The 21,569-nt window shown below is 44.4% G+C and carries 20 protein-coding genes and 1 riboswitch; of the genes, 11 read left to right on the top strand and 9 right to left on the bottom strand.

Going from position 1 to position 21,569, the window contains the following annotated elements; translation table 11 throughout:
• Nucleotides 1–222: 222 nt before the first annotated feature.
• The 3 genes from AC2204_RS00255 to AC2204_RS00245 form a co-directional block, all read right to left on the bottom strand.
• The gene (locus AC2204_RS00255; RefSeq protein ID WP_318923214.1) at nt 223–573 is read right to left on the bottom strand and encodes a hypothetical protein; all 351 of its coding nucleotides are present in this window, start codon (nt 571–573) and stop codon (nt 223–225) included.
• Nucleotides 574–691: 118 nt separating this feature from the next.
• Nucleotides 692–1,381, bottom strand: a complete 690-nt coding sequence (locus AC2204_RS00250) for a TSCPD domain-containing protein (protein WP_318923213.1) — start codon at nt 1,379–1,381, stop codon at nt 692–694.
• Nucleotides 1,382–1,401: 20 nt separating this feature from the next.
• Nucleotides 1,402–3,552: an adenosylcobalamin-dependent ribonucleoside-diphosphate reductase gene (locus AC2204_RS00245; RefSeq protein WP_318923212.1), complete on the bottom strand. Its 2,151-nt coding sequence runs from the start codon at nt 3,550–3,552 to the stop codon at nt 1,402–1,404.
• 461 nt (nt 3,553–4,013) lie between these two features.
• Between AC2204_RS00245 and yegD the strand changes: the two genes are divergently transcribed.
• Both yegD and AC2204_RS00235 read left to right on the top strand, forming a co-directional pair.
• The gene (gene yegD, locus AC2204_RS00240; protein ID WP_318923210.1) at nt 4,014–5,366 is read left to right on the top strand and encodes a molecular chaperone; all 1,353 of its coding nucleotides are present in this window, start codon (nt 4,014–4,016) and stop codon (nt 5,364–5,366) included.
• A gap of 348 nt (nt 5,367–5,714) precedes the next feature.
• Nucleotides 5,715–6,125 (top strand): ester cyclase, encoded by a 411-nt coding sequence (locus tag AC2204_RS00235; protein ID WP_318923208.1) that lies wholly within the window; start codon nt 5,715–5,717, stop codon nt 6,123–6,125.
• A gap of 68 nt (nt 6,126–6,193) precedes the next feature.
• Here the strand turns inward: AC2204_RS00235 and AC2204_RS00230 are convergent, their stop codons facing one another.
• Nucleotides 6,194–7,582 carry an alanine/glycine:cation symporter family protein gene (locus tag AC2204_RS00230; RefSeq protein WP_318923207.1) on the bottom strand — a complete coding sequence of 463 codons (1,389 nt, stop codon included), beginning with the start codon at nt 7,580–7,582 and terminating at the stop codon, nt 6,194–6,196.
• 81 nt (nt 7,583–7,663) lie between these two features.
• Nucleotides 7,664–7,782, bottom strand: a riboswitch (glycine riboswitch).
• Between the two features lie 833 nt (nt 7,783–8,615).
• On the opposite strand from AC2204_RS00230, the gene AC2204_RS00225 reads away from it, so the two are divergent.
• The 3 genes from AC2204_RS00225 (at nt 8,616) to AC2204_RS00215 (ending at nt 11,464) form a co-directional block, all read left to right on the top strand.
• On the top strand, nt 8,616–9,320 hold the full coding sequence (locus AC2204_RS00225) for a response regulator transcription factor (protein WP_318923206.1): 705 nt from the start codon (nt 8,616–8,618) through the stop codon (nt 9,318–9,320).
• Nucleotides 9,321–9,439: 119 nt separating this feature from the next.
• The gene (locus AC2204_RS00220; RefSeq protein ID WP_318923205.1) at nt 9,440–10,570 is read left to right on the top strand and encodes a J domain-containing protein; all 1,131 of its coding nucleotides are present in this window, start codon (nt 9,440–9,442) and stop codon (nt 10,568–10,570) included.
• Between the two features lie 192 nt (nt 10,571–10,762).
• The gene (locus tag AC2204_RS00215) at nt 10,763–11,464 is read left to right on the top strand and encodes a hypothetical protein (RefSeq protein WP_318923204.1); all 702 of its coding nucleotides are present in this window, start codon (nt 10,763–10,765) and stop codon (nt 11,462–11,464) included.
• A gap of 54 nt (nt 11,465–11,518) precedes the next feature.
• Here AC2204_RS00215 and ptcA read toward each other — a convergent pair whose 3' ends face one another.
• Nucleotides 11,519–12,565, bottom strand: a complete 1,047-nt coding sequence (gene ptcA / locus AC2204_RS00210) for a putrescine carbamoyltransferase (protein ID WP_318923203.1) — start codon at nt 12,563–12,565, stop codon at nt 11,519–11,521.
• Nucleotides 12,566–12,912: 347 nt separating this feature from the next.
• Nucleotides 12,913–13,548: a TetR/AcrR family transcriptional regulator gene (locus AC2204_RS00205; protein ID WP_318923202.1), complete on the bottom strand. Its 636-nt coding sequence runs from the start codon at nt 13,546–13,548 to the stop codon at nt 12,913–12,915.
• Between the two features lie 564 nt (nt 13,549–14,112).
• Here AC2204_RS00205 and AC2204_RS00200 point away from each other — a divergent pair.
• The 5 genes from AC2204_RS00200 (at nt 14,113) to AC2204_RS00180 (ending at nt 18,429) form a co-directional block, all read left to right on the top strand.
• Nucleotides 14,113–15,519: an APC family permease gene (locus AC2204_RS00200; RefSeq protein WP_318923201.1), complete on the top strand. Its 1,407-nt coding sequence runs from the start codon at nt 14,113–14,115 to the stop codon at nt 15,517–15,519.
• A 29-nt stretch (nt 15,520–15,548) separates the two neighbouring features.
• The gene (gene aguA, locus AC2204_RS00195; protein WP_318923200.1) at nt 15,549–16,640 is read left to right on the top strand and encodes an agmatine deiminase; all 1,092 of its coding nucleotides are present in this window, start codon (nt 15,549–15,551) and stop codon (nt 16,638–16,640) included.
• A gap of 195 nt (nt 16,641–16,835) precedes the next feature.
• Nucleotides 16,836–17,435, top strand: coding sequence for an HAD family hydrolase (locus tag AC2204_RS00190; RefSeq protein WP_318923199.1), 600 nt, complete (start codon nt 16,836–16,838; stop codon nt 17,433–17,435).
• 85 nt (nt 17,436–17,520) lie between these two features.
• Entirely contained in the window at nt 17,521–18,009 is a 489-nt protein-coding gene (locus AC2204_RS00185; protein WP_318923198.1) for a hypothetical protein, read from the top strand.
• A 90-nt stretch (nt 18,010–18,099) separates the two neighbouring features.
• On the top strand, nt 18,100–18,429 hold the full coding sequence (locus tag AC2204_RS00180) for a hypothetical protein (protein ID WP_318923197.1): 330 nt from the start codon (nt 18,100–18,102) through the stop codon (nt 18,427–18,429).
• 562 nt (nt 18,430–18,991) lie between these two features.
• On the opposite strand, the gene def is transcribed toward AC2204_RS00180, so the two are convergent.
• Complete coding sequence (gene def / locus AC2204_RS00175) at nt 18,992–19,519, bottom strand: peptide deformylase (RefSeq protein ID WP_318923196.1); 528 nt, start codon at nt 19,517–19,519, stop codon at nt 18,992–18,994.
• 46 nt (nt 19,520–19,565) lie between these two features.
• Nucleotides 19,566–19,961 carry a VF530 family protein gene (locus tag AC2204_RS00170; protein ID WP_318923195.1) on the bottom strand — a complete coding sequence of 132 codons (396 nt, stop codon included), beginning with the start codon at nt 19,959–19,961 and terminating at the stop codon, nt 19,566–19,568.
• 232 nt (nt 19,962–20,193) lie between these two features.
• Here AC2204_RS00170 and AC2204_RS00165 point away from each other — a divergent pair, with 232 nt between their 5' ends.
• On the top strand, nt 20,194–21,009 hold the full coding sequence (locus AC2204_RS00165; RefSeq protein WP_318923194.1) for a bifunctional 5,10-methylenetetrahydrofolate dehydrogenase/5,10-methenyltetrahydrofolate cyclohydrolase: 816 nt from the start codon (nt 20,194–20,196) through the stop codon (nt 21,007–21,009).
• Between the two features lie 114 nt (nt 21,010–21,123).
• On the opposite strand, the gene AC2204_RS00160 is transcribed toward AC2204_RS00165, so the two are convergent.
• Nucleotides 21,124–21,489, bottom strand: a complete 366-nt coding sequence (locus AC2204_RS00160; RefSeq protein WP_318923193.1) for a hypothetical protein — start codon at nt 21,487–21,489, stop codon at nt 21,124–21,126.
• Between the last annotated feature and the right edge of the window lie 80 nt (nt 21,490–21,569).

The following is a 21,569-nucleotide window of genomic DNA, read 5'->3' as shown; positions in this document are numbered from 1 at the left end:
GGTTTATATTAATAGCGCATTATTATTAATGTTTTAAGTGGGTTTCCCTATAAATGTGCGGTTGCCCGCGATAAAGAAGGATTGGGATAAGTGCTTGTTAAATAATGGAATGATTTATAATACAATATGTTCTGGAGTTGTTAACGCCGAGGGCTGTTAATGATAGAAATGCCAGTGCTTCGACTGGCATTGTGATGGTGGGATTTTGGGTATAAAAGCCAATTACTGACGTTTGGGTTGCTGGTAAGTACGCCCAGCCGCCTGGTAGGTGTCTTTATGCTTTATTTCGAACATGGTGTAGAAGAACCACGCAACGAACTTCAGCATCTCATCACCATCGTTCATTACCCATTCAACATATTCCTGTTCTTCACCTTGTTCATTCTCTTGGATGAAAACGTGGTAGATACGTTTTTCACCATCGATTTCTGCAAGCTGGAATTGTCCTGTTAATGATGCCGCGGCTTCGACGACTTCTGGTTCTTCTGTGGCTTTAAGTGCTTCAAGTACTTGCGGAAGACTTTCTTTCTGACACAGCGCTTTAACTAATATTTCAAATTCGTCTTGTTGCATGATTCATTAACTCAATTGTTTTAATGCCAGTATTGTATCTGATTATGTTGAATGACTTGGTATAAAAATAAAAAAACTGCCAGAAGGCAGCTTTTAGAGTACCGAACGCTAAGAAGCATTAGCCGCACTTAGATTCGCCACAGTTCAGACAAGTCTGACAATTGTCTTTAATAATGACGGCTTTGTTATGGCACTTGTAGCAAAGCGTGGCACTGGGGGGAAAACTGCCCGTTTTTTCTTCGTCAGCAGCAGGTTTTGTACCTACCAGCTCCGCTTTTTTAGCGTCCAGAAATGCCTTCTGATGTTCGTCGACCTCTGGTGCACCCAGCATCCCGATTTTAATCAGGTGCTGTTCGATGATGTTACCGATTTCTGCGATAAGCGAAGGAACATATTTCCCTTTATTCCAGTAGCCGCCACGGGGATCAAACACCGAGCGTAGTTCTTCAACCAGAAAGGTACAGTCGCCGCCTTTACGGAATACCGCTGACATAATACGGGTGAGCGCAACAATCCACTGATAGTGTTCTAAGCTCTTCGAGTTAATGAAAACTTCAAACGGTCGGCGTACCTCGTGTTCTGTGCCTTCGTTTAGTACCACATCGTTAATGGTGATAAACAAAGAATGCTCAGAAATATGCTCGGGCGTTTTTAGCTTGTAAGTCGTGCCAAGCAGGATATCGGGCCGGGGCATGTCTTCATGCATGTACTCAACCTTCTGCTCCGGTTGTGCAGCCTGCTGTGGGAGTTCTTGTTCCTGGCTCTTAACTTGGAATCCAATAATTTTGCTGTTAATTTTTTTGACCATGATTCTATGACCTGTCTAACTTAGTACTTACCGTAATAGCCTTCTTTAAGGGCATCGTAAAGGTTTGCTGCAGTGTGGATTTCACCGTCATATTCGATTTCTTCGTTACCTTTAACTTCCAATGTTGATCCGTCTTCTAAGTTGAAAACGTAGGTGGTATTTTCCAGATCGCTCTCTTTAACCAGTACCCCCTGGAATACCTCCGGGTTAAAGCGGAAAGTTGTACAGCCTTTCAGACCTTTATCGTAGGCATCCATATAGATGTCTTTAAAGTCTTCAAACGGGAAGTCGGTTGGTATGTTAGCTGTTTTTGAAATGGAAGAGTCAATCCAACGCTGGGCTGCCGCCTGTACATCTACGTGCTGGCTCGGCGTAACATCATCAGCTGTGATGAAGTACTCAGGTAGTTGTGTTTCTGCTTCAGTGCTATATGGCATGGCTTTGTGGTTGATCAGCTCACGGTAAGCCAGCAGTTCAAAGCTATACACATCAACATTTTCTTTGGTTTTCTTGCCAGGCACGATCACATTGCGGCTGTAGTGGTGGGCGAAGCTCGGCTCGATACCGTTACTCGCATTGTTTGCCAGTGATAATGAAATTGTGCCGGTTGGCGCAATAGAGCTGTGATGAGTAAAACGTGCACCTGTTTTTGCTAACTGATCAATCAGTGCCGGCTCGATCTCGGCAATCTGCTGCATGTAACGGCTATATTTAGCATGCAGCACTTTCCCTTTCACTTTATCGCCAAGCTTGATGCCATCTTCTGCCATTTCAGGGCGCAGACGCAGCATTTTTTCCGTGATTTCGAATTCCTCATCCATCACGGGGGCGGCACCTTTCTCTTTTGCCAGGCTTAGCGCTTCTTTCCAGCCTGTGATGGCTAATTCCTGAGCGACTTGCTCTGTGAAAGCAACCGATGTTGCACTGCCGTATTTATGGGTCAGCATAGTGATAGCAGATCCCAACCCTAAGAAGCCCATTCCGTGGCGACGCTTGTGGATGATTTCGTGGCGTTGTTTTTCAAGTGGCAGCTGGTTGATTTCAACAACGTTATCCAGCATTCGAGTGAAAATAGCGACAACACGACGGAAACTATCCCAGTCAAATGCGGCTTTATCTGTAAAGGGATCACGGACAAATTTAGTCAGATTTACGGACCCAAGCAGACAGGCACCGTAGGGTGGCAGCGGTTGTTCACCACACGGGTTCGTGGCGCGAATTTCTTCGCAAAACCAGTTGTTGTTCATCTGGTTAACTTTATCGATCAGAATAAAGCCAGGTTCAGCGTAATCATAGGTTGACGTCATAATGACGTTCCATAAGTTGCGAGCTGGCAGAGTATGGTGAACCTTGCATGCAACCCGGCCTTCGTGGCCTTCAATCAGATTATCTTTTACAGGCCAGTCTGCCCAGACGATAGCCGGATCGTTATTGAGATCGAGGTTATCCTGTTTCGCTTCTTTAGCGGTGACAGGGAAGATTAACTGCCATTCCTCGTCATTTTTAACTGCCTGGATAAATTCTTCTGAAATTAGCAGCGAGAGGTTGAACTGGCGCAGGCGACCGTCTTCACGTTTGGCGCGAATGAATTCGATAATGTCCGGGTGACGAATATCCATCGTACCCATTTGAGCGCCTCGGCGTCCTCCGGCAGAAGAGACGGTAAAGCACATCTTGTCATAGATATCCATGAAAGAGAGCGGGCCAGAGGTGTACGCCCCCGCACCTGATACAAAAGCACCACGAGGGCGAAGCGTCGTGAAATCGTAACCGATACCGCAACCTGCCTTCAGGGTCAGGCCCGCTTCGTGAACTTTGGCTAAAATGTCATCCATCGAATCTTCGATGGTGCCGGAAACCGTACAGTTGATCGTTGACGTCGCAGGTTTGTGTTCGAATGCGCCTGCGTTAGACGTTATACGGCCCGCAGGGATTGCGCCATTACGCAATGCCCACAAGAATTCGTTGTACCAGTGCTCTCTGACTTTATCTTTTTCTAAATCGGCTAACGCGCGAGCAACGCGTTTGAAGGTATCATCAAGCGTATGATCAATCGCTTTTCCATGCTTTGATTTCAGACGATACTTGCTATCCCAAATCTCCATGGAGGTCGATTGGTATGCAATATCGATTGCTTGAGAGACTTCAGAAGCCGTTGGGTTTTTCGCCATTATGAATGCACCTTAATGTTTGTTGTAATTCATGCGCGATTGACACAGAACGATGAGCAATCCAGAACTCTGTTCTGTTGTCGGTACCCCGATGTTAAAGAGGCACTTGTGGCAGACAATAGATTAAATCACTACATGTGGTATTTATCAAGCTGTCTCGACACAATATCTGCTTTTGTAAGTATGGTATGAAATGGAGTAAATGACCCGGGTGTTATAGGTTTTGGCATTGTGAGCAGCAGAGAATTATGGATCGAATCTGCACTCAATTGATGAGAGATTGATCATAGGTAGCGAAAAAGAAAGCGGGCGAGTTCCACCTCAAAACAAATTATTTTGTTATCAATGAGGCCGACAGTATCAGGCTTCTATCGGTACGGATCAGAACCTACCATATATAGAGGTAGTGCTGGATGTAAAATCAGGATAAAATCGCCGGCTTTTTTATGTGGAGGTTCGGCATGTACATCGGGTTTGATTACGGAACAGCAAACTGCTCTGTCGCAGTGATGGAGCAGGGGCAGCCGCGTCTGTTGCCGCTAGAAAAGGGAAATCAGTACATCCCTTCCACATTATGCGCACCAACCCGTGAAGCTGTCAGTGAATATTTATTTCGCCATATGGGAGTTTCACCATCAGGCTCTGTGGGTGAGCAAGTACTTCGCCGGGCAATTGCGTTAAATCGAGATGAAGATATCGACGTGGACAAGGGTGACTTGCAGTTTGGTCAGGCAGCTTTAGATCTTTATCTGGAAGATCCGGAAGAAGTCTACTACGTAAAATCACCTAAATCGTTTCTGGGTGCAAATGGTTTACGTGATGTGCAAATCAGCTTCTTTGAAGATTTGGTGTGCGCCATGATGGTTAACATTAAGGCTAATGCTGAGCTAACGACCCGCAATAATATAACGAGTACTGTAATAGGCCGCCCGGTGAATTTCCAGGGCAGTGGTGGTGATCGTGCTAATCAGCAAGCTGAAATGATTTTAACTCAGGCCGCGAAACGTGCTGGTTTCAAGAATATTGAATTTCAATTCGAGCCCGTCGCGGCTGGCTTAGAGTATGAAAGTACTTTAACCGAAAATAAAACCGTGCTGGTGGTCGATATTGGTGGTGGTACGACAGACTGCTCATTGATTGAAATGGGACCGGACTGGCGCGGCCGTACCGATCGGCAAGGCAGCTTACTGGCACACAGCGGCCACCGGGTTGGCGGGAATGATCTAGATATTTATTTAGCGTTTCGCCAGCTTATGCCATTGCTTGGTTTAGGCAGTAAGACGCAAAAAGGCATCGATATGCCAATAAGCCAGTTCTGGAACGCCATTGCCATAAATAATGTCGTGGCACAGACAGACTTTTACAGTGCTTCTAATTTAAGAACGTTGGATCAGCTAAGGCGAGATGCGGCGGAACCTGAAAAGCTGCAACGTCTGATCCAGGCTTATCACGAGACACTGGGATACCAGATAGTTAGAAAAGCGGAAGAAAGTAAAATTGCACTGTCAGAGGCTGCAACAAATAATGTGCAGCTGAACATGTTGTCTGAGCTGCTTGAAGTAACGATCAGCCAAACTGATATGGCAGAGGCGATTGAATCACCAAAAGAGAAAATGAGTGATTTGGTAGCAGAAGCCATGGCACAGAGCGGTAAAAAGCCAGATGTGATTTACATGACGGGTGGCACTTCACGATCGCCAATACTGCGTAAATGTATCGAGCAACAATTACCGGATGTTCAGATAGTCAGCGGCAGCTACTTCGGCTCTGTGACTGCGGGGCTGTCTCGTTGGGCAGAGCACTGCTTCGCGTAACAACCTCATTGTCAGGCAGCTTCTCACCGTTAGTCCTTTAATGTCATCTGACAACCTCTGCACTTTCTTCCTTGTAAGCCATTGAGTAACAGGGAAGAAGCTTGGTATCTCCCGCATTTTATTACTGTGCTGTCATTGATATAGCCAAATATAAACTTATGGGAGGTATAACCGCACTTTAGTGAAAAATGTCGATATTTCTCCAGTTTTTTTGTGATTTTCTGTCTACCCTTGTTCAGGTAGAGGTGTCGGTAATCGCTTGTCCTCAAACTGCAGCCAACACTCTGAATTGAGCGGAGAATTGTCCGGTTGATATAACACCAGCCAAGTGACCAGAGGTATAGGCGTATGAATGAAAACGACAGGGTGAATTACTGGTTTAACGAAGTGTTAGCCAAAGCCAACGGAAATGTGCTGGCCGAATGTGCGACAGATCCTTTCAATTTTCATCTCTCTGGTGGCCGCTGTTTGACGCTTAGCCATGAAGAATACCTTTCCTATTTAGTTATTTGGAACCAACGATTCAAAAATGTTCAGTTTACGATTAATCAGATTATTCATAATGAACAGAAAACCGTTGCCGTTTATAAATGCAATGCGACCTACCATGGTGGTTGGCTCAAAATACCAGGTAAAAATCAAAAGGTTACAATGACAGGTATGTTATTGCTTAAGATCAAGGACGACTTGATAACGGATTGCTGGCTTGAAGACAGTAGCTTTGATTTGTATCAGCAGTTAACGCGCTATCTCGAGTAATAAAAAGGTAAAAAAAAGCGGTATCCTCACAATACCGCTTTTTATCAGCACATTTTTATCTTAAAAGATTAAGCGGCTTGCGTTGTAGCCTGAGACGCTGACTTTAGCTGGCCAAAGTAATATTTACTTTCAGAGATAACAACGTTACGCAGCAAGATCAGACCGATCAGGTTTGGCACTGCCATCAGGCCGTTGACGATATCAGCGATTAACCAAATCATATCGAGCTTTATGAAAGCCCCGCCGGCAATCAACACCAGGAATATAATTTTGTAAGGTAAAATCGCCTTCACACCAAACAGATACGTGATACAACGCTCACCGTAGTAGTTCCAGCCAAGAATGGTGGTAAAGGCAAAGAACATCAGGCCAACGGAGACCATCAGCGGGCCCCAGTAGGCAGAATCTAAACCCGCAGCAAACGCGTAGGTTGTCATTGCGGCACCGGCATAGTCACTTTGCCACGCACCCGTAACAACCAGAGTTAGACCTGTCATGGTACAGATAATGATGGTATCGAAGAAGGTACCCGTCATTGATGTTAGCCCTTGCTGTACACAAGAGTCGGTTTTCGCCGCGGCTGCCGCCATCGGTGCACTGCCAAGGCCCGACTCATTCGAGAACACACCACGTGCAATACCGGATTGAATCGCCAGCATGATACCCGCGCCAACAAACCCGCCGGTTGCAGCCTGACCGGTAAAAGCCGAGCTAATAACCAGAGCAACGGCCGCTGGCAGGGCGTCGGCTTGCGACGTCAGTACTAACAGACACGCCAGAATATAGAAACCAGCCATTACCGGAACGACTTTACTGGCAACGCTTGCGATAGATTTAATCCCGCCCAGAGTCACCGTGGCGACTAAGATCGTCAGCAATACGGCGGTGTATTCTTTCGGTACCTCAAAAGACAGGTAAGCAGCATCAACAATCGCATTGACCTGTGGGAAGGTACCAATACCGAAACAGGCCACACCTAAGGCAAAGAAGGCAAACATTTTTGCCAGCCATTTGCTGCCAACACCTTTTTCAAGGTAATACATCGGGCCGCCAAGCATTTGGCCGTTTGCATCTTGCTCGCGATATTTTACTGCCAGCAGGCATTCAGCATATTTAGTTGCCATCCCAAATAAAGCGGCGATCCACATCCAGAGAAGGGCGCCGGGTCCACCTAGTTTAATCGCCGTCGCAACGCCAACAATGTTACCCGTCCCGATGGTTGCAGACAGGGCTGTGCAGAGCGCAGCAAAACTGGAGATATCTCCCGATCCTTTAGTGCGGTTCTTATTTGAAAATACGTAGCTTAACGCTAATGGTAAATAGCGAATTTGTATAAAACCCAGGCGCAGTGTGAGGTACAAGCCTGTGCCCACCAGCAGCAATAGCAGCGGTGGTCCCCAAACGAGGTTATCAATAACTTGAAGTGTATTTTGTAGCGTATCGTGTAGCGGATTCATTATTCCCCCTTTAAAAATCAAAGGAAGAGATACAGAACAACAGAAACGTGGGATTAACAGAAAATATTTCTGGCTGTTGAACTTATCTCCTCTGTCCTTTTGCCTGAGAGTTTCACCTTCCAGCGATGTGCAACTAGTGCAACGCGGGTCGGTTTGCTCCTTCGGCGCCCGATTTAACGGATCTCTCCAGAGGCTCCTCCAACAACAGTCCATACCGTAAACGGTGCCTGAAAGATTAACGTTTTGTGCTTGAACAGTAACAAGCGAGGTAAAACGCTTACTTCTTCGGCGGGCTAACTACCTATCTATTTGTCAATAGATAAAGCGCCACTCTCCTGCTGTCTTCATCGGAACTCATTTTTCGAGCCGCAATACTAATTGATAAATATGCGGTTGTCTGCAAAAAAATACAGGCAAAAGGTTAAAAAATCACGCCGCTGAAAGTTAAGGGGTTAGGCGTGTATTTCTTGGTATAACGAGAACAGGTTAACGGTAGTAGGCATCAACGAAGAAATGGATGTTTTTGTGAGCACAATCAAGTGTTAAAAAACTAAGACTGAATCACGCCTTATCACTTTTTTATGATTCAGTCTTTTTTTTACGACGCTATAAATTATATAAGTGATAGTTTATTTTGGAATAAGAACAGCGCCTTGTTATTTTATTTTGACATATAAGCGCGGCCTCTAAACATATAATATTCTGTAACTGTCTGATTGCTGCAGCGTAGCAGAATTTTATTTTTTCATTGCTTAATTTTGAGACATATTTTCCAAGCTGGATTTATTTGGTTTTTTGGCCGTTAATTATTCATATGTAAGGTTTTTTTTGTCGTACTTTACATACACTTACTTGTATTTTTCTATACATTCATCGACACGGAGTGTCTATTACGAATAGATTTGCCTAGTACTTAGTTGTGTAATTCATTTTAGTTGCATATCAGGTAAATCGTTTGGAATTTAATTGGTATGTACATACTTGCTTTTATAGTGAGATGCATGAGTTATGGTGCTGGCAGTAAGGTGAAATTGTGATTTGGGTTAGTTGTTATCATCAAGATAAGCAGACTGAAGCGGAAGAAAACCTGAAGCTGTTTCATAGCGTGGTTGATATTTCGCCTTTTGAACTTTTGTCAACAATGACAGGGCATGAGTTGATTTTTCTTGAGGTAGAGAACTCATCGTCAGAAGGCTTTGAGTTGTTACAAGCCGTCAAGAATCGTTTTCCATCAACAAAAGTGGTCGTGGTTTACCATGATCTGGATGCCGATTTAGCATTAAATGTGTTACGTGCGGGTGGGGAAGATGTACTGAGTGCAAGAGCAACACGGCAACAGCTGGAAGAATGTTTCAGTCGCATGCATACGCATACGATTGAAATGGGTGACGATGATGACTACCAAAACCGAGAGTTATCGATCAAACCGGCACTGAAAATTATCGATGAAAATATAAGTGCTCCACTCAGAGAACAAGATTTGGCGAACGCCTGCCATTACTCTCCGACTTATTTTTCCCGCCTGTTTCATAGCATTATGGGGGTGACCTTAAAGCAGTACATCATAAAGAAAAGGCTAGATTTAGCTTGTGGTTTATTAATCTCAGACCGAGGGAAAATTGCATCTGTCGCCACTTCGGCAGGATTTAAAGATGTGTCCTACTTCTCTCGGGTTTTTAAAAAGCATATAGGCTGCTCGCCGGGTGAGTTTCGGATGAAAAAACATAATTTCAATTGAGTTAATAAGTTTGTTTTACTTAGTCTTTTTGTTCCGTTATAACGCTTAAAGTTGTTCAATATATTGAATTAGAATATATTCTCTGTAGAGACTTTTCGGTATTTAATTAGAATGACAGAATGGCATCTTTCCACGATATCTTAGGCACAGATAAAAATACCTCCAGCGATGAAGTAAAACGTCGTTATAAATTGCTTTCTACTCGTTTTCACCCTGACAAGGGGGGCTCGAAGGTGATCATGCAGCTTGTTTCTCAAGCCTATGATCAGGTAGGGAAGGGGAAAGGCGATGAAGAAGCCGTGCACACTTGCTATATCAAAGACCCTGCAATTGATAACTATGTGCTAAAAATTCAGCGGCTGGAGCGAGATTATCAGCAGCTCAAAGAGTCTAACGATGTTGTGAAACGAAAGTTGAAGCAGGCGGATCAAGAGAATAAGCAAAGGCTTAACTCCGTTGCGAGGCAAGCTAAAGCAGAAAGTGAAGAAAAAAAACTGCGAGCAAAAAATGATGAATTACAAGCACAGCTGATAAACGCCCGGCGAGAACTGAGAAAAAGATGGCGGGGTGTTAAGCCGTTTGAATCGGCTTCAGACAACAAGTCAGGGGTTGTTTTGTCGCAGAAAGTGTCGGCGCAAATCAAATCACTTGGACGATTTAACGCTCGTCGGATTGCACTACTTATGATCTTTCCGGCCATTTTTTTGATGCTGATGTCGATGCTGGGTAAAGAGCCCTGGTTGGCTCTGTACGCTATGGTTAAAGGCCCGACTGACAAACCGAAAACGGTGGTGACAGTATTAGCGATTAACCCGGCTGACTTGGTTTCTCAGCAACGGCCACGGCAAGCCACAGAACAGGAAACCGTGGTATCGGCCAAGCCAGAGCCTGACGTAAGGATCAAAATGGCCCAAGTCACGGGCTCGTGGCAGTATCGGCATTTTGAAGACACTCAGCAGCCTTATGTTTCAGTCAGGAGCGAAAAGGGATCCTATATTGTGAAAAGCTGTGAAGGGGGCTTTAAATATTATCGCAACGACAACCTTCGTTCACGTCGTTTGCCCGCCAACATGGTTTTAGAGCGTCGAGATCGTCACTTTACAATCTATAAGCTTGCTTATGGTAACGGCTCATCGGTTGCGAACTGGTCTGAAAGTAAAAGCTTGCTGATTAACGAAGAATATTTTCCGAATAAAGGATTTGCAGGATCCTACAATCAACTGACGAAAGCATGCCAAGCGACGAGTTAACGGCGCATTATTCTATATTTTTTTGAGCTCTGACCGCTGACATTATACCAATTTGAATAATTACACTAATTGGTATTCTTCACACTTTTTGTTGAAAAAATAACCATAAAAATAAACACAGTTTCCCTGAGCGGAAACAGTCTCGACGGTTTTTTCGGTTATCATTTAGCAAATAATTGCGAGGGATTAGCTATGACAATGACGAGCTTAGATGTAAGTAAAAAGAAAGTAGTAGACTTTCAAATCCAGAGTTTGCAAGGCTGCGATGAGCAATATTTGCTGTCGCTGTTTAATGAGGAAAAAGCCAAAAAACAAGAACAAGATGCAGCTTATTACCTGGTCTTCGAGCAAAGCGTACCGTGCTTTCACTCATTAAAAAAACAGCGTATTCAGCTTGATGCTGAAAATCGCTTTCCGATCAAAATGATCGCCACCGACTGTGCCGTCGCAGAGATCGAAGTCGATTTCCCTTTAGCATTTTATCGCTCGTGTCAGCGAACCGAAATTTTTGATTTGCTACTGTCGTTAAGAGAGCAGTGCAGTCATTATACTTTTAACCTGCGCTTAAACCTGGATGATATTGCATCCCATTATGAAGTTAATGACATTGCCAAGTTGTGCATTGTTGCCGGAGCGGACAACCTGACTCTGGCTGTTGACGGCAAACTATCTGAGCAAGAAGAATCTTATATCATTCTGATATCTAACCTTTTGAAGAGTCTTTATGTTGCCGATAGCTGTGGCCTAATTTATGCGGGCCTGACTGCCCCACAAGAGCTGGATAAATTGGTCGTACTATCGAAAGAGGTGCTGGGTGATGCCTGGGTGCAAAATAAACAACTTAGGTTTGAGTACTCATTGCGCGATAAACATCTTGAGGAGCTTTGGGGATAACGGTGCCAGACAGCACCGTTAATCATTGCATTATTTGATGAACTGAATACCCAATTACAAGGTGTTGAGAAAACTTTCAATTTTCGTTTTGTGTGCCATTACGGTTTCTTCTGATGGCACTTTATTGTGACGATAAGTCAGGTATACCAGCAGGGCCATTTGAGCCGTTAGGCGGTTTTCTGCTTCATCAAAAATAATCGAACGGGAAGACTCCATTACTTCACGGGTACATTCACGTTGGTCGTTGGCTGGCAAACAGTGCATAAACATCGCATCCGGGCCGGCTTTTTCCATCAAACCTTCAGTGACGACATAGTCTGGAATGAAAGTCGACAAACGAATGTCTTTTTCATCTTCCTGGCCGAACCAATAGAAACTATCGGCAACGATAACATCGCAACCTGCAACCCGATCTGTGTCATCAGTGATCACTAACTTGCCACCCGATGATTCGCAGTTCTCTAAAGCAATATCAATCCATTTTTGCGGTGCTTTGAAACGCTCAGGACAAATGTGCTTAAATGTCATGCCAAATTTTGTGCAGGCAAACATCAGTGACGAAGCGACGTTTGTTGCATCACCGACGAATGCAACAGTCAGATCACCCAATGATTTACCTTCCGGTAAGTGTTCCATCATCGAAAACAGATCGGCCATGATTTGGGTGGGGTGCAGCCAGTCACATAATCCGTTAATAACAGGAACGCTCGCATGCTCTGCTAATCCGGCCACGGTACTGTGTTCATCAACACGCGCCATGATCACATCCACCATTCTTGAAAGAACACGGCCAGTGTCTTCTAGCGACTCTTTTGCACCAAGGTGAATGTCTTTAGGTGATAAGAACAGGGCATGGCCACCCAGCAGTGTTGCCGCGGTCTCAAATGATACCCGAGTACGGGTAGAGGGCTGCTCAAAAATCATCGCAACCGACTGGCCCTTGAAAAGCTGAGGAATAGCATTGTCACTACGGGCCTGTTTCAGCATAGCCATCAGCTCAAGAATATCGGTCAGATCTTTTTTCGTAAAGTCTTGAGTTTTAAGAAAATGGCGTAGACCTTCTTTATGTAAATTCGTTGCGCTTGAAGATGGTAATTTCATAATAGATCCCTATTACTTTTTATTTTATGAATGTTATTTCAACATGCAAAGTGATTGTCTATGGTGGTTATTTATTTTGGTGAGATATATCTGAATGTTTTTGTATATCCCCCCTTGGTGTATGACTAATTATCGATTAGGTAAGTGCGGATTTCTGAAACCAGAATCACTAATCGGTATAGCGGACACGAACACAATAATATTCTCGTGCATTCTCACATTTTTATTATTCATCATGACGTGATTGTCGATATTTAATTCTAATGATGATGAGAGCGAAAAATAAAGGGCTAGACCACGCTGATTAATAAGCTTGGTCTAGCCCTTTATTTTTAAATAGGATAGGACTAATGAAATGAAATGTCTTCGGTGGTTGTTTCGTCAGGTTTAGGCAGGTATTTAGGTAAATAAACGCCAAGGTACGCTTCAGTCAATATTACCGCTTCACGGGCCATCGCGGTGGGGATATTGCCATTTTCCCGGTAGTTCATAGAATAAACTTTATCTGCAACCTGAAGGGCAATTGCAAATATATTCACATCTTCAGGCAGCTGAGGCAATTTAAAATAGGTACGATAGATACGCTCGACTTGCTCAGCTAGAACAACATCATTTTCGGCATCGGCATGTCTGATTGAGGAATATGTGTGCTGACCGAGTAAAATCCTTTGCACTAAAGGGTTGCTGCTGTAATAGGTCACAAACCCTTGTTCAACCATGCGGTTAATATCACTCCAGTGGTGAATGTTCTCTGGCTTTATCGCTGAGGTCAGTACTGACTTAAAATCTTCAAAGATGTCTTCCATTAACCGATAGACTAAGGCTTCCATATTGGGGTAGTGGTGGTATACCGTTGATGTTGCAATTGAAGCCTCCTTGGCAACATCATAAATGGAGATATTATTAATGTCTCGGTTTGATACCAGGGTTGTTACAGCCTTATGTATTCGATCTAAACGCTCTTGAGTGGATTCTTTTTTCATCTTGGCCTCTATAATCTGCGGACAAATCCATTGCCGTATTTTAAACATGGCTGTAATCACTAGATCGGGTGTATCCGATGTGTGTCCCTCCAGCACATACGCTACCACTATCAGCCGGTATGATGAAAGCCACCATGGCCTAAAGTATAGATAAGAAGGAAACGGCAAGGTTATTGTCTCTTTCTCTGTAGAACAACATACCGCTCTATACACAGTAGATAAATTGATCAGAATCAAATTTCTGCTTTGTATGCCATTACGGACGATTTTTTATCTTAGCTATCACGAAGTGAGCGGTGTATTGAAACGCAATGTCGATAAGTGATTTTCATAACAATAAATAAATCGATAGTTTGATTAGATAATTACCAGTCGAGCGGATTAATTCATGAAGGGTTTGAATTTTAATTCAAATTCATGGTTGTTGATTTTAATGATGGTACTGAAGAAAGTAGTGACGGGATGAAAGCGAAATATTGCTAATTAAATAAAAACCAAATGAATGGCTGAATAGGATTGTGACTGGTAAAGACAGGCATCTATACAGCAGATGGAGAAATAGATATGGAAACGAAAAAATCTACAGGGAAAATGGGGGTCACAAGCTTAGCGTTATTTAGCCTGTGTGCAGTTATTGTTGTCGATACATTAACAGCTTCAGCGTCAATCGGGGTCAGCTCTATTGGATGGTGGCTGATCACTTTGTTCGTTTTTGTTATTCCTTATGGGTTGATCACCTCAGAGCTAAGTACAACGTATCCTGGTGACGGGGGGATTTACGATTGGGTCAAACAGGCATTTGGATATAAATGGGCGGTTAGAACAACCTGGTTCTACTGGATAAACGTCGGTTTGTGGATGCCTGCCGTATATATTATGTTTGCAGGAATGTTTGCAGAATTATTTATGCCGGACCTTTCTTTATTTGGTCAAATTGCCATATGTATCGTATTAACCTGGTTAACGATCTGGGTCTGTAATGTCTCTGTCGACGTCGGTGTATGGGTCACCAATATTGGTGCGGTATTGAAAGTAACGGTTATTAGCGTTCTGGGTTTTGGTGGTTTCATTTATGCTGCGAAGAACGGGGTAGCTAACGAATTTAGTCTATCTGCAATCATGCCGTCGCTCGATACCGGGGTCGCTTTCCTGCCAGCTTTGGTTTTTAACCTGATGGGGTTTGAATTAGTTGCGACCATGACGAAAGAAATGAAGGATGTACGTGATCTTCCTAAGTCTATCTTCTTGGCGGCAATTATCACCGCATTCCTCTATGTCTTTGGCACTATTGGTATTTTAATGGCCTTGCCAGTTGAAGATATCGGTCTGGTCGCCGGTATTATAGACACCTTGAGGAAACTGTTTGGTGAGGGGGCGTTTGGGCAGTTCATGGTGTACGTCATTGGTACCATGGCGCTATTGACCTTCATTGGTAACATGGTGACCTGGACCATGGGTGCCAGCCGGGCTGCCGCCGAAGCTGCCAGCGAAGGAGAGTTACCTGCGGCCGTCGGCAGAATGTCTGAAAAATTCGATACCCCTGTAGGAGCCAACAATATTACGGGGATTGTTTCTACTGTCGTGATTATGGCCTACGCAGTGTTTGCACAAAATAGTGATGAACTGTTCTGGTCGGTGTTTGCATTCTCCAGTTGTATTTTCTTGTTGCCATATCTGTTCATGTTCCCTTCTTATCTGAAATTACGTATCAGCGATGGCGATAAGGAACGTCCGTTTAAAGTACCTGGCGGTATGGCGGCGCAGTGGAGCCTCAGCATTATCTGCTTCCTTGTTATTGCACAGGCCGTGTTGCTCTTCATCTTCCCGGATCTCATCACCATGACGGTCGATTGGGTCTATAGCGCCCCGGTACTGATTGGCGTCATCGTCACCATCGCGATAGGGGAGTACTTACTGAAACAGGCAACAAGCCGTAAGCAGAAGAATGAATATCAAGAAAACATTGCGTAGTTATTGGACTGAAATCTAAAGGTGGAAAAATGAGTAAGCAATTAGAAACTACCCCTAAAAAAGATGGATTCCGGATGCCGGCAGAGCATGAAGCACAATCCGGTATATGGATGGCATGGCCTGAGCGCACAGATAACTGGCGCTTCGGTGGAAAACCTGCCCAAGCAACATTTGTTGACGTTGCCAAAGCAATTTCAAAAACCACCAAAGTGACAATGGTCGTCAGTGCCGGTCAGTATGACAACGCGCGTTCTATGCTTCCTGAAAACGTCCAACTGCTGGAAATGAGTACGGATGACTCATGGATGCGCGATATCGGCCCTTCCTATGTGGTAAACGACAACGGTGAACGACGCGGTATTGACTGGCATTTCAATGCCTGGGGAGGTCTGGAAGACGGTCTCTACTTCCCATGGGATAAAGACGATGCCGTTGCTCGTAAAGTTTGCGAGGTTCTGGGTGATGAAAGCTACCGCGCGCCTGTGGTGTTGGAAGGCGGGTCTATTCATGTTGATGGGGAAGGAACGCTGTACACGACCGAGGAATGCTTGCTGCACCCGAGTCGAAACCCCGATTTGTCAAAACAACAAATTGAAGAAACACTGAAAACGTACTTATCCGTTGAAAAAATCATCTGGATCCCCAACGGGCTGTATAATGATGAAACAAACGGTCATGTCGATAACCTGATTCATGTGGTTGCGCCGGGCGAAGTCGTTTTGACCTGGTGTGACGATGAGGCCGATCCCCAGTATGAGATTTCTCGCAAAGCGCTGGATGTCTTATCGACGGAAACAGATGCCAAAGGACGTCAGATCAAGGTGCATAAATTACCTATGCCTGGCCCGCTTTATATTTCAGAATCAGAAGCTAGCGGCGTAGATGTTTCAGATGGTATGGAGCGCGTACCGGGTGAACGTCTGGCTGGCTCATATGCAAACTATCTGGTTTCTAACAAGCATGTCATCTACCCGCTACTCGATCCTGAATGTGACGCTGAGGTTGGCGTATTGCTGCAGCACCTTTATCCCGGCTATGGAGTCACAGGTGTCGATGCTAGAGAAATCTTATTGGGAGGTGGCAATATTCATTGTATTACCCAGCAGATCCCAGCCGTTTAACCGTTAAGTAATACGCAATCCTTCTCAATATCATTGTTAACGAGCTTGTTAATTTACTTATTGGGAAGGATTGTTCCGTTGCAGTGGTTTAAGCTTAATAAGATCAACTATTTTTGATCACACCGCAAAAATAAAGAAAGCCATGAAAATAATTTGTTATATTGCCTTTAGAACCTGGAACTTAAGGAAAAGTGCATGGATTTATCAGCATATAAAGGCATTATTTTCGATATGGACGGCACATTGATCGATTCAATGCCGGCTCATCTCTACGCATGGAAGGCGGCCTGTGAAGAGTTTGGGATCCCTTTTGATTATGACTGGTTTTACAGCCTGGGCGGCATGCCGACGATTAAAACTGCTCATGCAGTGAATGAAAAGTATCAGCTTGATTGTGACCCCACTTTGTTGGCCGAAACTAAAATTAGCTGTTTCGAAGCGATCGAACATAAAGGCGATATCATTCCACAAACATTTGAACTGCTAAAGCTGCACAGAGCCGATAAAAAAATCGCAGTCGGAACGGGATGCCAGAAAAGGCATGCTGATGAATTGCTGGAAGTAACCGGCATTCTCTCACTGTTAGATGCGTTGGTAACCTCGAATGATGTCGAGAATCACAAACCAGCTCCGGATACATTCTTAGAAGCAGCCAAGCGAATTGGCCTGGCGCCTGTCGATTGTGTGGTCTTTGAAGACACTGATTTAGGGCGTTCTGCCGCCCTGGCAGCGGGAATGGATTGCTATCTGGTTGTTGATGGTAAAATCACCGAATTTACGCCAGCAAAGGCATAGAAAGCGGCCAGCCCTAACTCTCATCTCGCAACTTGTCTTTCACTTCGGTATCCTTAGCGGCCTGTACCGAGACTCGATTGCCACAATGAAAAAAACAGATGAACCGCAAGAGCCACAACAGATATTTTCTCATGCAGAAAGAAAAGGAAAGGGAGATTGCAAGGGTGAAAAATATCCGATCTCCGAAGCTCGTTTCTGGACGCAAAGATTAAGCAAAACAGGCTTACGAGCACTGCATATCTTAGGCGTTGCAGCATCCAGCGGCGGAATACTATATGGCGTCGATAAACACCTGTGGGTAGGCTGGTGGGTGTTAGCCATGTCGACAGGCCTGATCATGATGACGCTGGAAATAATCCGTTCACGTCTGTGGATCATTCAGCTAAAAGGCGTGCTGACCTTCGTTAAACTGGGATTGTTAGCCTCGTTCTGGCTGATCCCTCAGCACAAGCCGGCGTTATTTATCAGCATTCTCGTTATGTCGGTCTTTATTGCCCATGGTCCGGCGGGATTGCGGCATTATTCCATCTGGCATCGACGACGTATTGATGAAAAGCGGAATGTAAATGGCTGAAATCATAAATATAAAACATAATTTTTTTGCGTAAGCAAAATTCTCCTATTACAATGAGGTATAAATTCTGACACCGACAGGAGAAAGTCAGTGAAAGTAGTTCTTAGTGTCATTTTTGCAGTTTTAGCGTTATCAGGGTGCTCTAAATCGGTCGACGAACAAGCAGATGACTATGTGGATGTCAGTTTTTCTTTGTGTGGAACTAAAGTAAAAGCCTATTCGCAAGGGGATGACGGCAAAATCCGTGTGATCTGTGATAACGACAGCTATTTTCTTGTTAAGAGCGAAGAAACCTTAGCCTATATGCAAGAACTGAACGGCGCATACTGTCACGGCAAAGGTTTCTCGTTGTTTAATGAGCGCAAAAACTATTACACCTTTACCTGCGCTGATGACAGAAACTTCAATATTCCGAAGTAATCTCGATTACAGGTATATTCTTTCATTCATTAAAAAGTAGCTTAACGCTGCTTTTTTTGTTTTTGACCGGATCTATTTCGTAATCCAGTTCGACTGCTTCTGGGGTATTCTGCTTTACCGGGTCAATTCAGAGCGTTGTCAGCCGTTTGAGTTTATAACAGCAAGGAAAAGTGTGCGTTCGCTAGATAACATTCTATCTAATTGATGCAATTAATAATTGTTGGGATTAGAGTGGGAGCAGTTGCATAAAGTAAGCGCGTTTGTTGTGAATCTGTATTGGTTTTTCCTGGTTGGTTTATTGAACGACTATCACGTCCACCAATTGCTATTCTGAATCATAAAGAGTTGTGTGGAACGATTCCTAAGATATCTGGTATGAGTATTTCTCCTCAACTTCAAGCTCAGATTGTTTATCAAATCAAGCAATATAATGTTGAGCAGGATAGAGCCTTTGAAAAAGCAAAAGCTGCTTAACTGGATGATACCTGTAATCAAAATAAGTGACATGTCTCATTCAATCGTGCCCTGAGCACTACGCTACTAATGCCAAAGAATTCTGTCTTTACTGGCTGATCCCCATCAGCTTCTGATACTCGTTCTCTGTGACGACATCGTGCTTGCCTGCTCGGTCGAGGAAGACAATGCCGTTGAGGTGGTCGAGTTCGTGCTGGAAAATTCGCGCAATAAAACCGTCGAACTCTGTTTCAATCACCTGGCCTGATTCGGTTTGGTAACGAACCTGTATACGTTTATGGCGGTTCACTTTGGCTCTTATTCCCGGGATGCTGAGGCAGCCCTCCCAGTCCTGTTCCATCTCATCGCTTTGCCAAAGCAGTTCGGGGTTGAGCATGGCTGTTGGCTCCATCAATGGAGCGTGGGGATAGCGAGCGTTAGGGCGAGAGGCCACAATAAAAGCGCGTACCGACTGGCCAACTTGAGGGGCGGCAATACCGACCCCCTGATATTTGCTCATGATATCTTTAAGTGATCCAAGGAAAGGAGCAGATTGTTCAATCTGTACAGACGTCAGGGTGACCGCCTGTGCTCTTAAGATGGGATTGCCGAGTTGGATTATGTCTAAAGCAGGCATTGTCTTACCCCTATCATTGAAGAGCTCACGTTAATATTAGATAAGTCTATCGGCGTTTAGGGTGTCTGCGTGATGATTTTTCTTTATGCGCAGAAGCCGCTTTTGCCTGAGAAAGCAGGATTGACTCAACGGTTAGTACCATCGGCTCACGTGGCACGATGCCGACTGGAAAAGTACGCTTACGAGGTGGTAATGCAAAGTCTTCTTCGCTTGCTCTTGGCATGCGCTTATAGCGGGATAAATAAAACGCTTCTACTTTTTCGCGTGCCCACTCTGTTTTGCGAAGAAACTTAAGGCTACCTGCAATGGTGGGGTTGGTATTAAAACAGTTGAAACGCATAGCGGTGTCGAGGATATCCCAGCCATAAAAATCGACAAGTTCTGTGAGTAAAGTTTCTAATTTAAGGCCGTGTAACGGGTTGTTTTGTTGTTCTTCTAGCATTGCTGTTCCTAAAACGGGTATATATGGGCAGGATCTGCGCGCATTATACTGCTTACTGCTACGTAATGGATAGCCCTTAAGCGCTGAGACGCGAATCATCGGCGAGATAGTAAAGTCTATGCGTCACTCAATCCAGAGATGTGACTCAAAACACACTTTCATTGTTCTAACGCATAGTGTTATAAAAATCAGTTGGTTATAAAGTCACAATCAGTCACAAGTGTGAAGAACAATGAAATTAGTAATCAATACAATCTATGAAGCAAAACTTGAAGAGCTTAAAAGTAAAATCACGACTTTAAGCATGCCAGTACAACTGACTATCGTTACTGTTGGGGACGATCCCGCCAGTAAAGTTTATGTCCGCAATAAAATCCGTCTATTTGATCAACTCGGTCTTGAATGTCATCACATCACATTGGCAGAAGAGACAACGGTCCAGGCGGATCTTGATATACTTGCAGCGAATGCGGATCATCCTATTTTATTCCAGCTGCCATTGCCGAGCGGACTTACCGCTCCCGACCTACCTGTCGACATCGATGTGGATGGATTTGGTTCTGCGTCGCTGGGTCAGTTAGTACTGGGTCAGAACATCGTTCTTCCTTGTACCGTGCAAGCGACGATAGATATTATATCGGCTCATTGTGGCGAGCATAATTTTGCCGACCTCAAAGTGGCCGTGGTTGGTCGCAGTAATATCGTTGGCAAGCCTTTGGCTATTGAGCTTATTAACCGTCAAAGTACGGTCGCCAGCTTTAACAGCCGTTCAGATCTCTTCGCGGTAGACTGGAATAAATATGATGTCATCGTCGTTGCAACCGGTGCTCACGGTATTTTAGACAACTCACAGTTTATCGAAGGCCAGCTTATCATTGATGTTGGAATTAATCGCGTAGACGGAAAGTTGGTCGGCGATATTAAGCATCACCATGGGATGGTAACGGCGGCATCAATTACACCAGTTCCCGGAGGTGTAGGTCGACTTACCTGCCTGCATGTTCTGGGCAATGCCGTGAAGCTGATTGAATCCTATCAGGCGGGATAAAAAGCCATCAAGAAAAGATAAAAAGCCTCAGAATTTTAACTCAGGCTTTTTATTTACATCAGCAGCAGGTTGAAAGCGTCATTGAGATCGCGATTTCAATTGGCTTAGCAGGAATTATGCTGCAGGCATCAACAGTTGTCCCAGGTAGCGAACAACATGCGCGGCATCTTGTGCGGCGCTGTTTACTTTGGCAATGATCGCTTGGGCACGTACGTCATCCGCTTGCAGGCTAGCCTTCACTTTCTCGTTCATGGCTTCGGCCATTTCTAATTTCTGCTTACAGTCTTGAAACAGTGCCGATAGGAACTGCATTTCAACTTCACCGCCCTTGGCAAATAATTCAGCCGCAATGGTATAAACCGTGTGAAATTTTGTTGCCATGTCTTTTTTGTCAGCCTGGCTTTCTTTTGCCCAGTCAGCTGCCCATCCTTTGAAGATTACGGCGATTTGTGGCATTGGGGCGATGTTAACTTGCTGCATTGCGTGTTTGTCCTTGGGTTCGTCTGGAACGAGCATAGTAAAGGAGCACAGAAACGGTTTAAAGGAATAATCTTTTTCAA

It is taken from the genome of Photobacterium sp. (assembly GCF_057456235.1).
This window is presented reverse-complemented; position numbering and strand designations above follow the sequence as displayed.

Coding starts and splice junctions, on each gene's coding strand:
- AC2204_RS00190 (WP_318923199.1), top strand. CDS start 16,836: ATGGATTTATCAGCATATAAAGGCATTATTTTCGATATGGACGGCACA.
- AC2204_RS00165 (WP_318923194.1), top strand. CDS start 20,194: ATGAAATTAGTAATCAATACAATCTATGAAGCAAAACTTGAAGAGCTT.
- AC2204_RS00160 (WP_318923193.1), bottom strand. CDS start 21,489: ATGCAGCAAGTTAACATCGCCCCAATGCCACAAATCGCCGTAATCTTC.
- yegD (WP_318923210.1), top strand. CDS start 4,014: ATGTACATCGGGTTTGATTACGGAACAGCAAACTGCTCTGTCGCAGTG.
- AC2204_RS00220 (WP_318923205.1), top strand. CDS start 9,440: ATGGCATCTTTCCACGATATCTTAGGCACAGATAAAAATACCTCCAGC.
- AC2204_RS00245 (WP_318923212.1), bottom strand. CDS start 3,552: ATGGCGAAAAACCCAACGGCTTCTGAAGTCTCTCAAGCAATCGATATT.
- aguA (WP_318923200.1), top strand. CDS start 15,549: ATGAGTAAGCAATTAGAAACTACCCCTAAAAAAGATGGATTCCGGATG.
- AC2204_RS00235 (WP_318923208.1), top strand. CDS start 5,715: ATGAATGAAAACGACAGGGTGAATTACTGGTTTAACGAAGTGTTAGCC.
- ptcA (WP_318923203.1), bottom strand. CDS start 12,565: ATGAAATTACCATCTTCAAGCGCAACGAATTTACATAAAGAAGGTCTA.
- AC2204_RS00185 (WP_318923198.1), top strand. CDS start 17,521: ATGAAAAAAACAGATGAACCGCAAGAGCCACAACAGATATTTTCTCAT.
- AC2204_RS00170 (WP_318923195.1), bottom strand. CDS start 19,961: ATGCTAGAAGAACAACAAAACAACCCGTTACACGGCCTTAAATTAGAA.
- AC2204_RS00215 (WP_318923204.1), top strand. CDS start 10,763: ATGACAATGACGAGCTTAGATGTAAGTAAAAAGAAAGTAGTAGACTTT.
- AC2204_RS00230 (WP_318923207.1), bottom strand. CDS start 7,582: ATGAATCCGCTACACGATACGCTACAAAATACACTTCAAGTTATTGAT.
- AC2204_RS00200 (WP_318923201.1), top strand. CDS start 14,113: ATGGAAACGAAAAAATCTACAGGGAAAATGGGGGTCACAAGCTTAGCG.
- AC2204_RS00205 (WP_318923202.1), bottom strand. CDS start 13,548: ATGAAAAAAGAATCCACTCAAGAGCGTTTAGATCGAATACATAAGGCT.
- AC2204_RS00250 (WP_318923213.1), bottom strand. CDS start 1,381: ATGGTCAAAAAAATTAACAGCAAAATTATTGGATTCCAAGTTAAGAGC.
- def (WP_318923196.1), bottom strand. CDS start 19,519: ATGCCTGCTTTAGACATAATCCAACTCGGCAATCCCATCTTAAGAGCA.
- AC2204_RS00255 (WP_318923214.1), bottom strand. CDS start 573: ATGCAACAAGACGAATTTGAAATATTAGTTAAAGCGCTGTGTCAGAAA.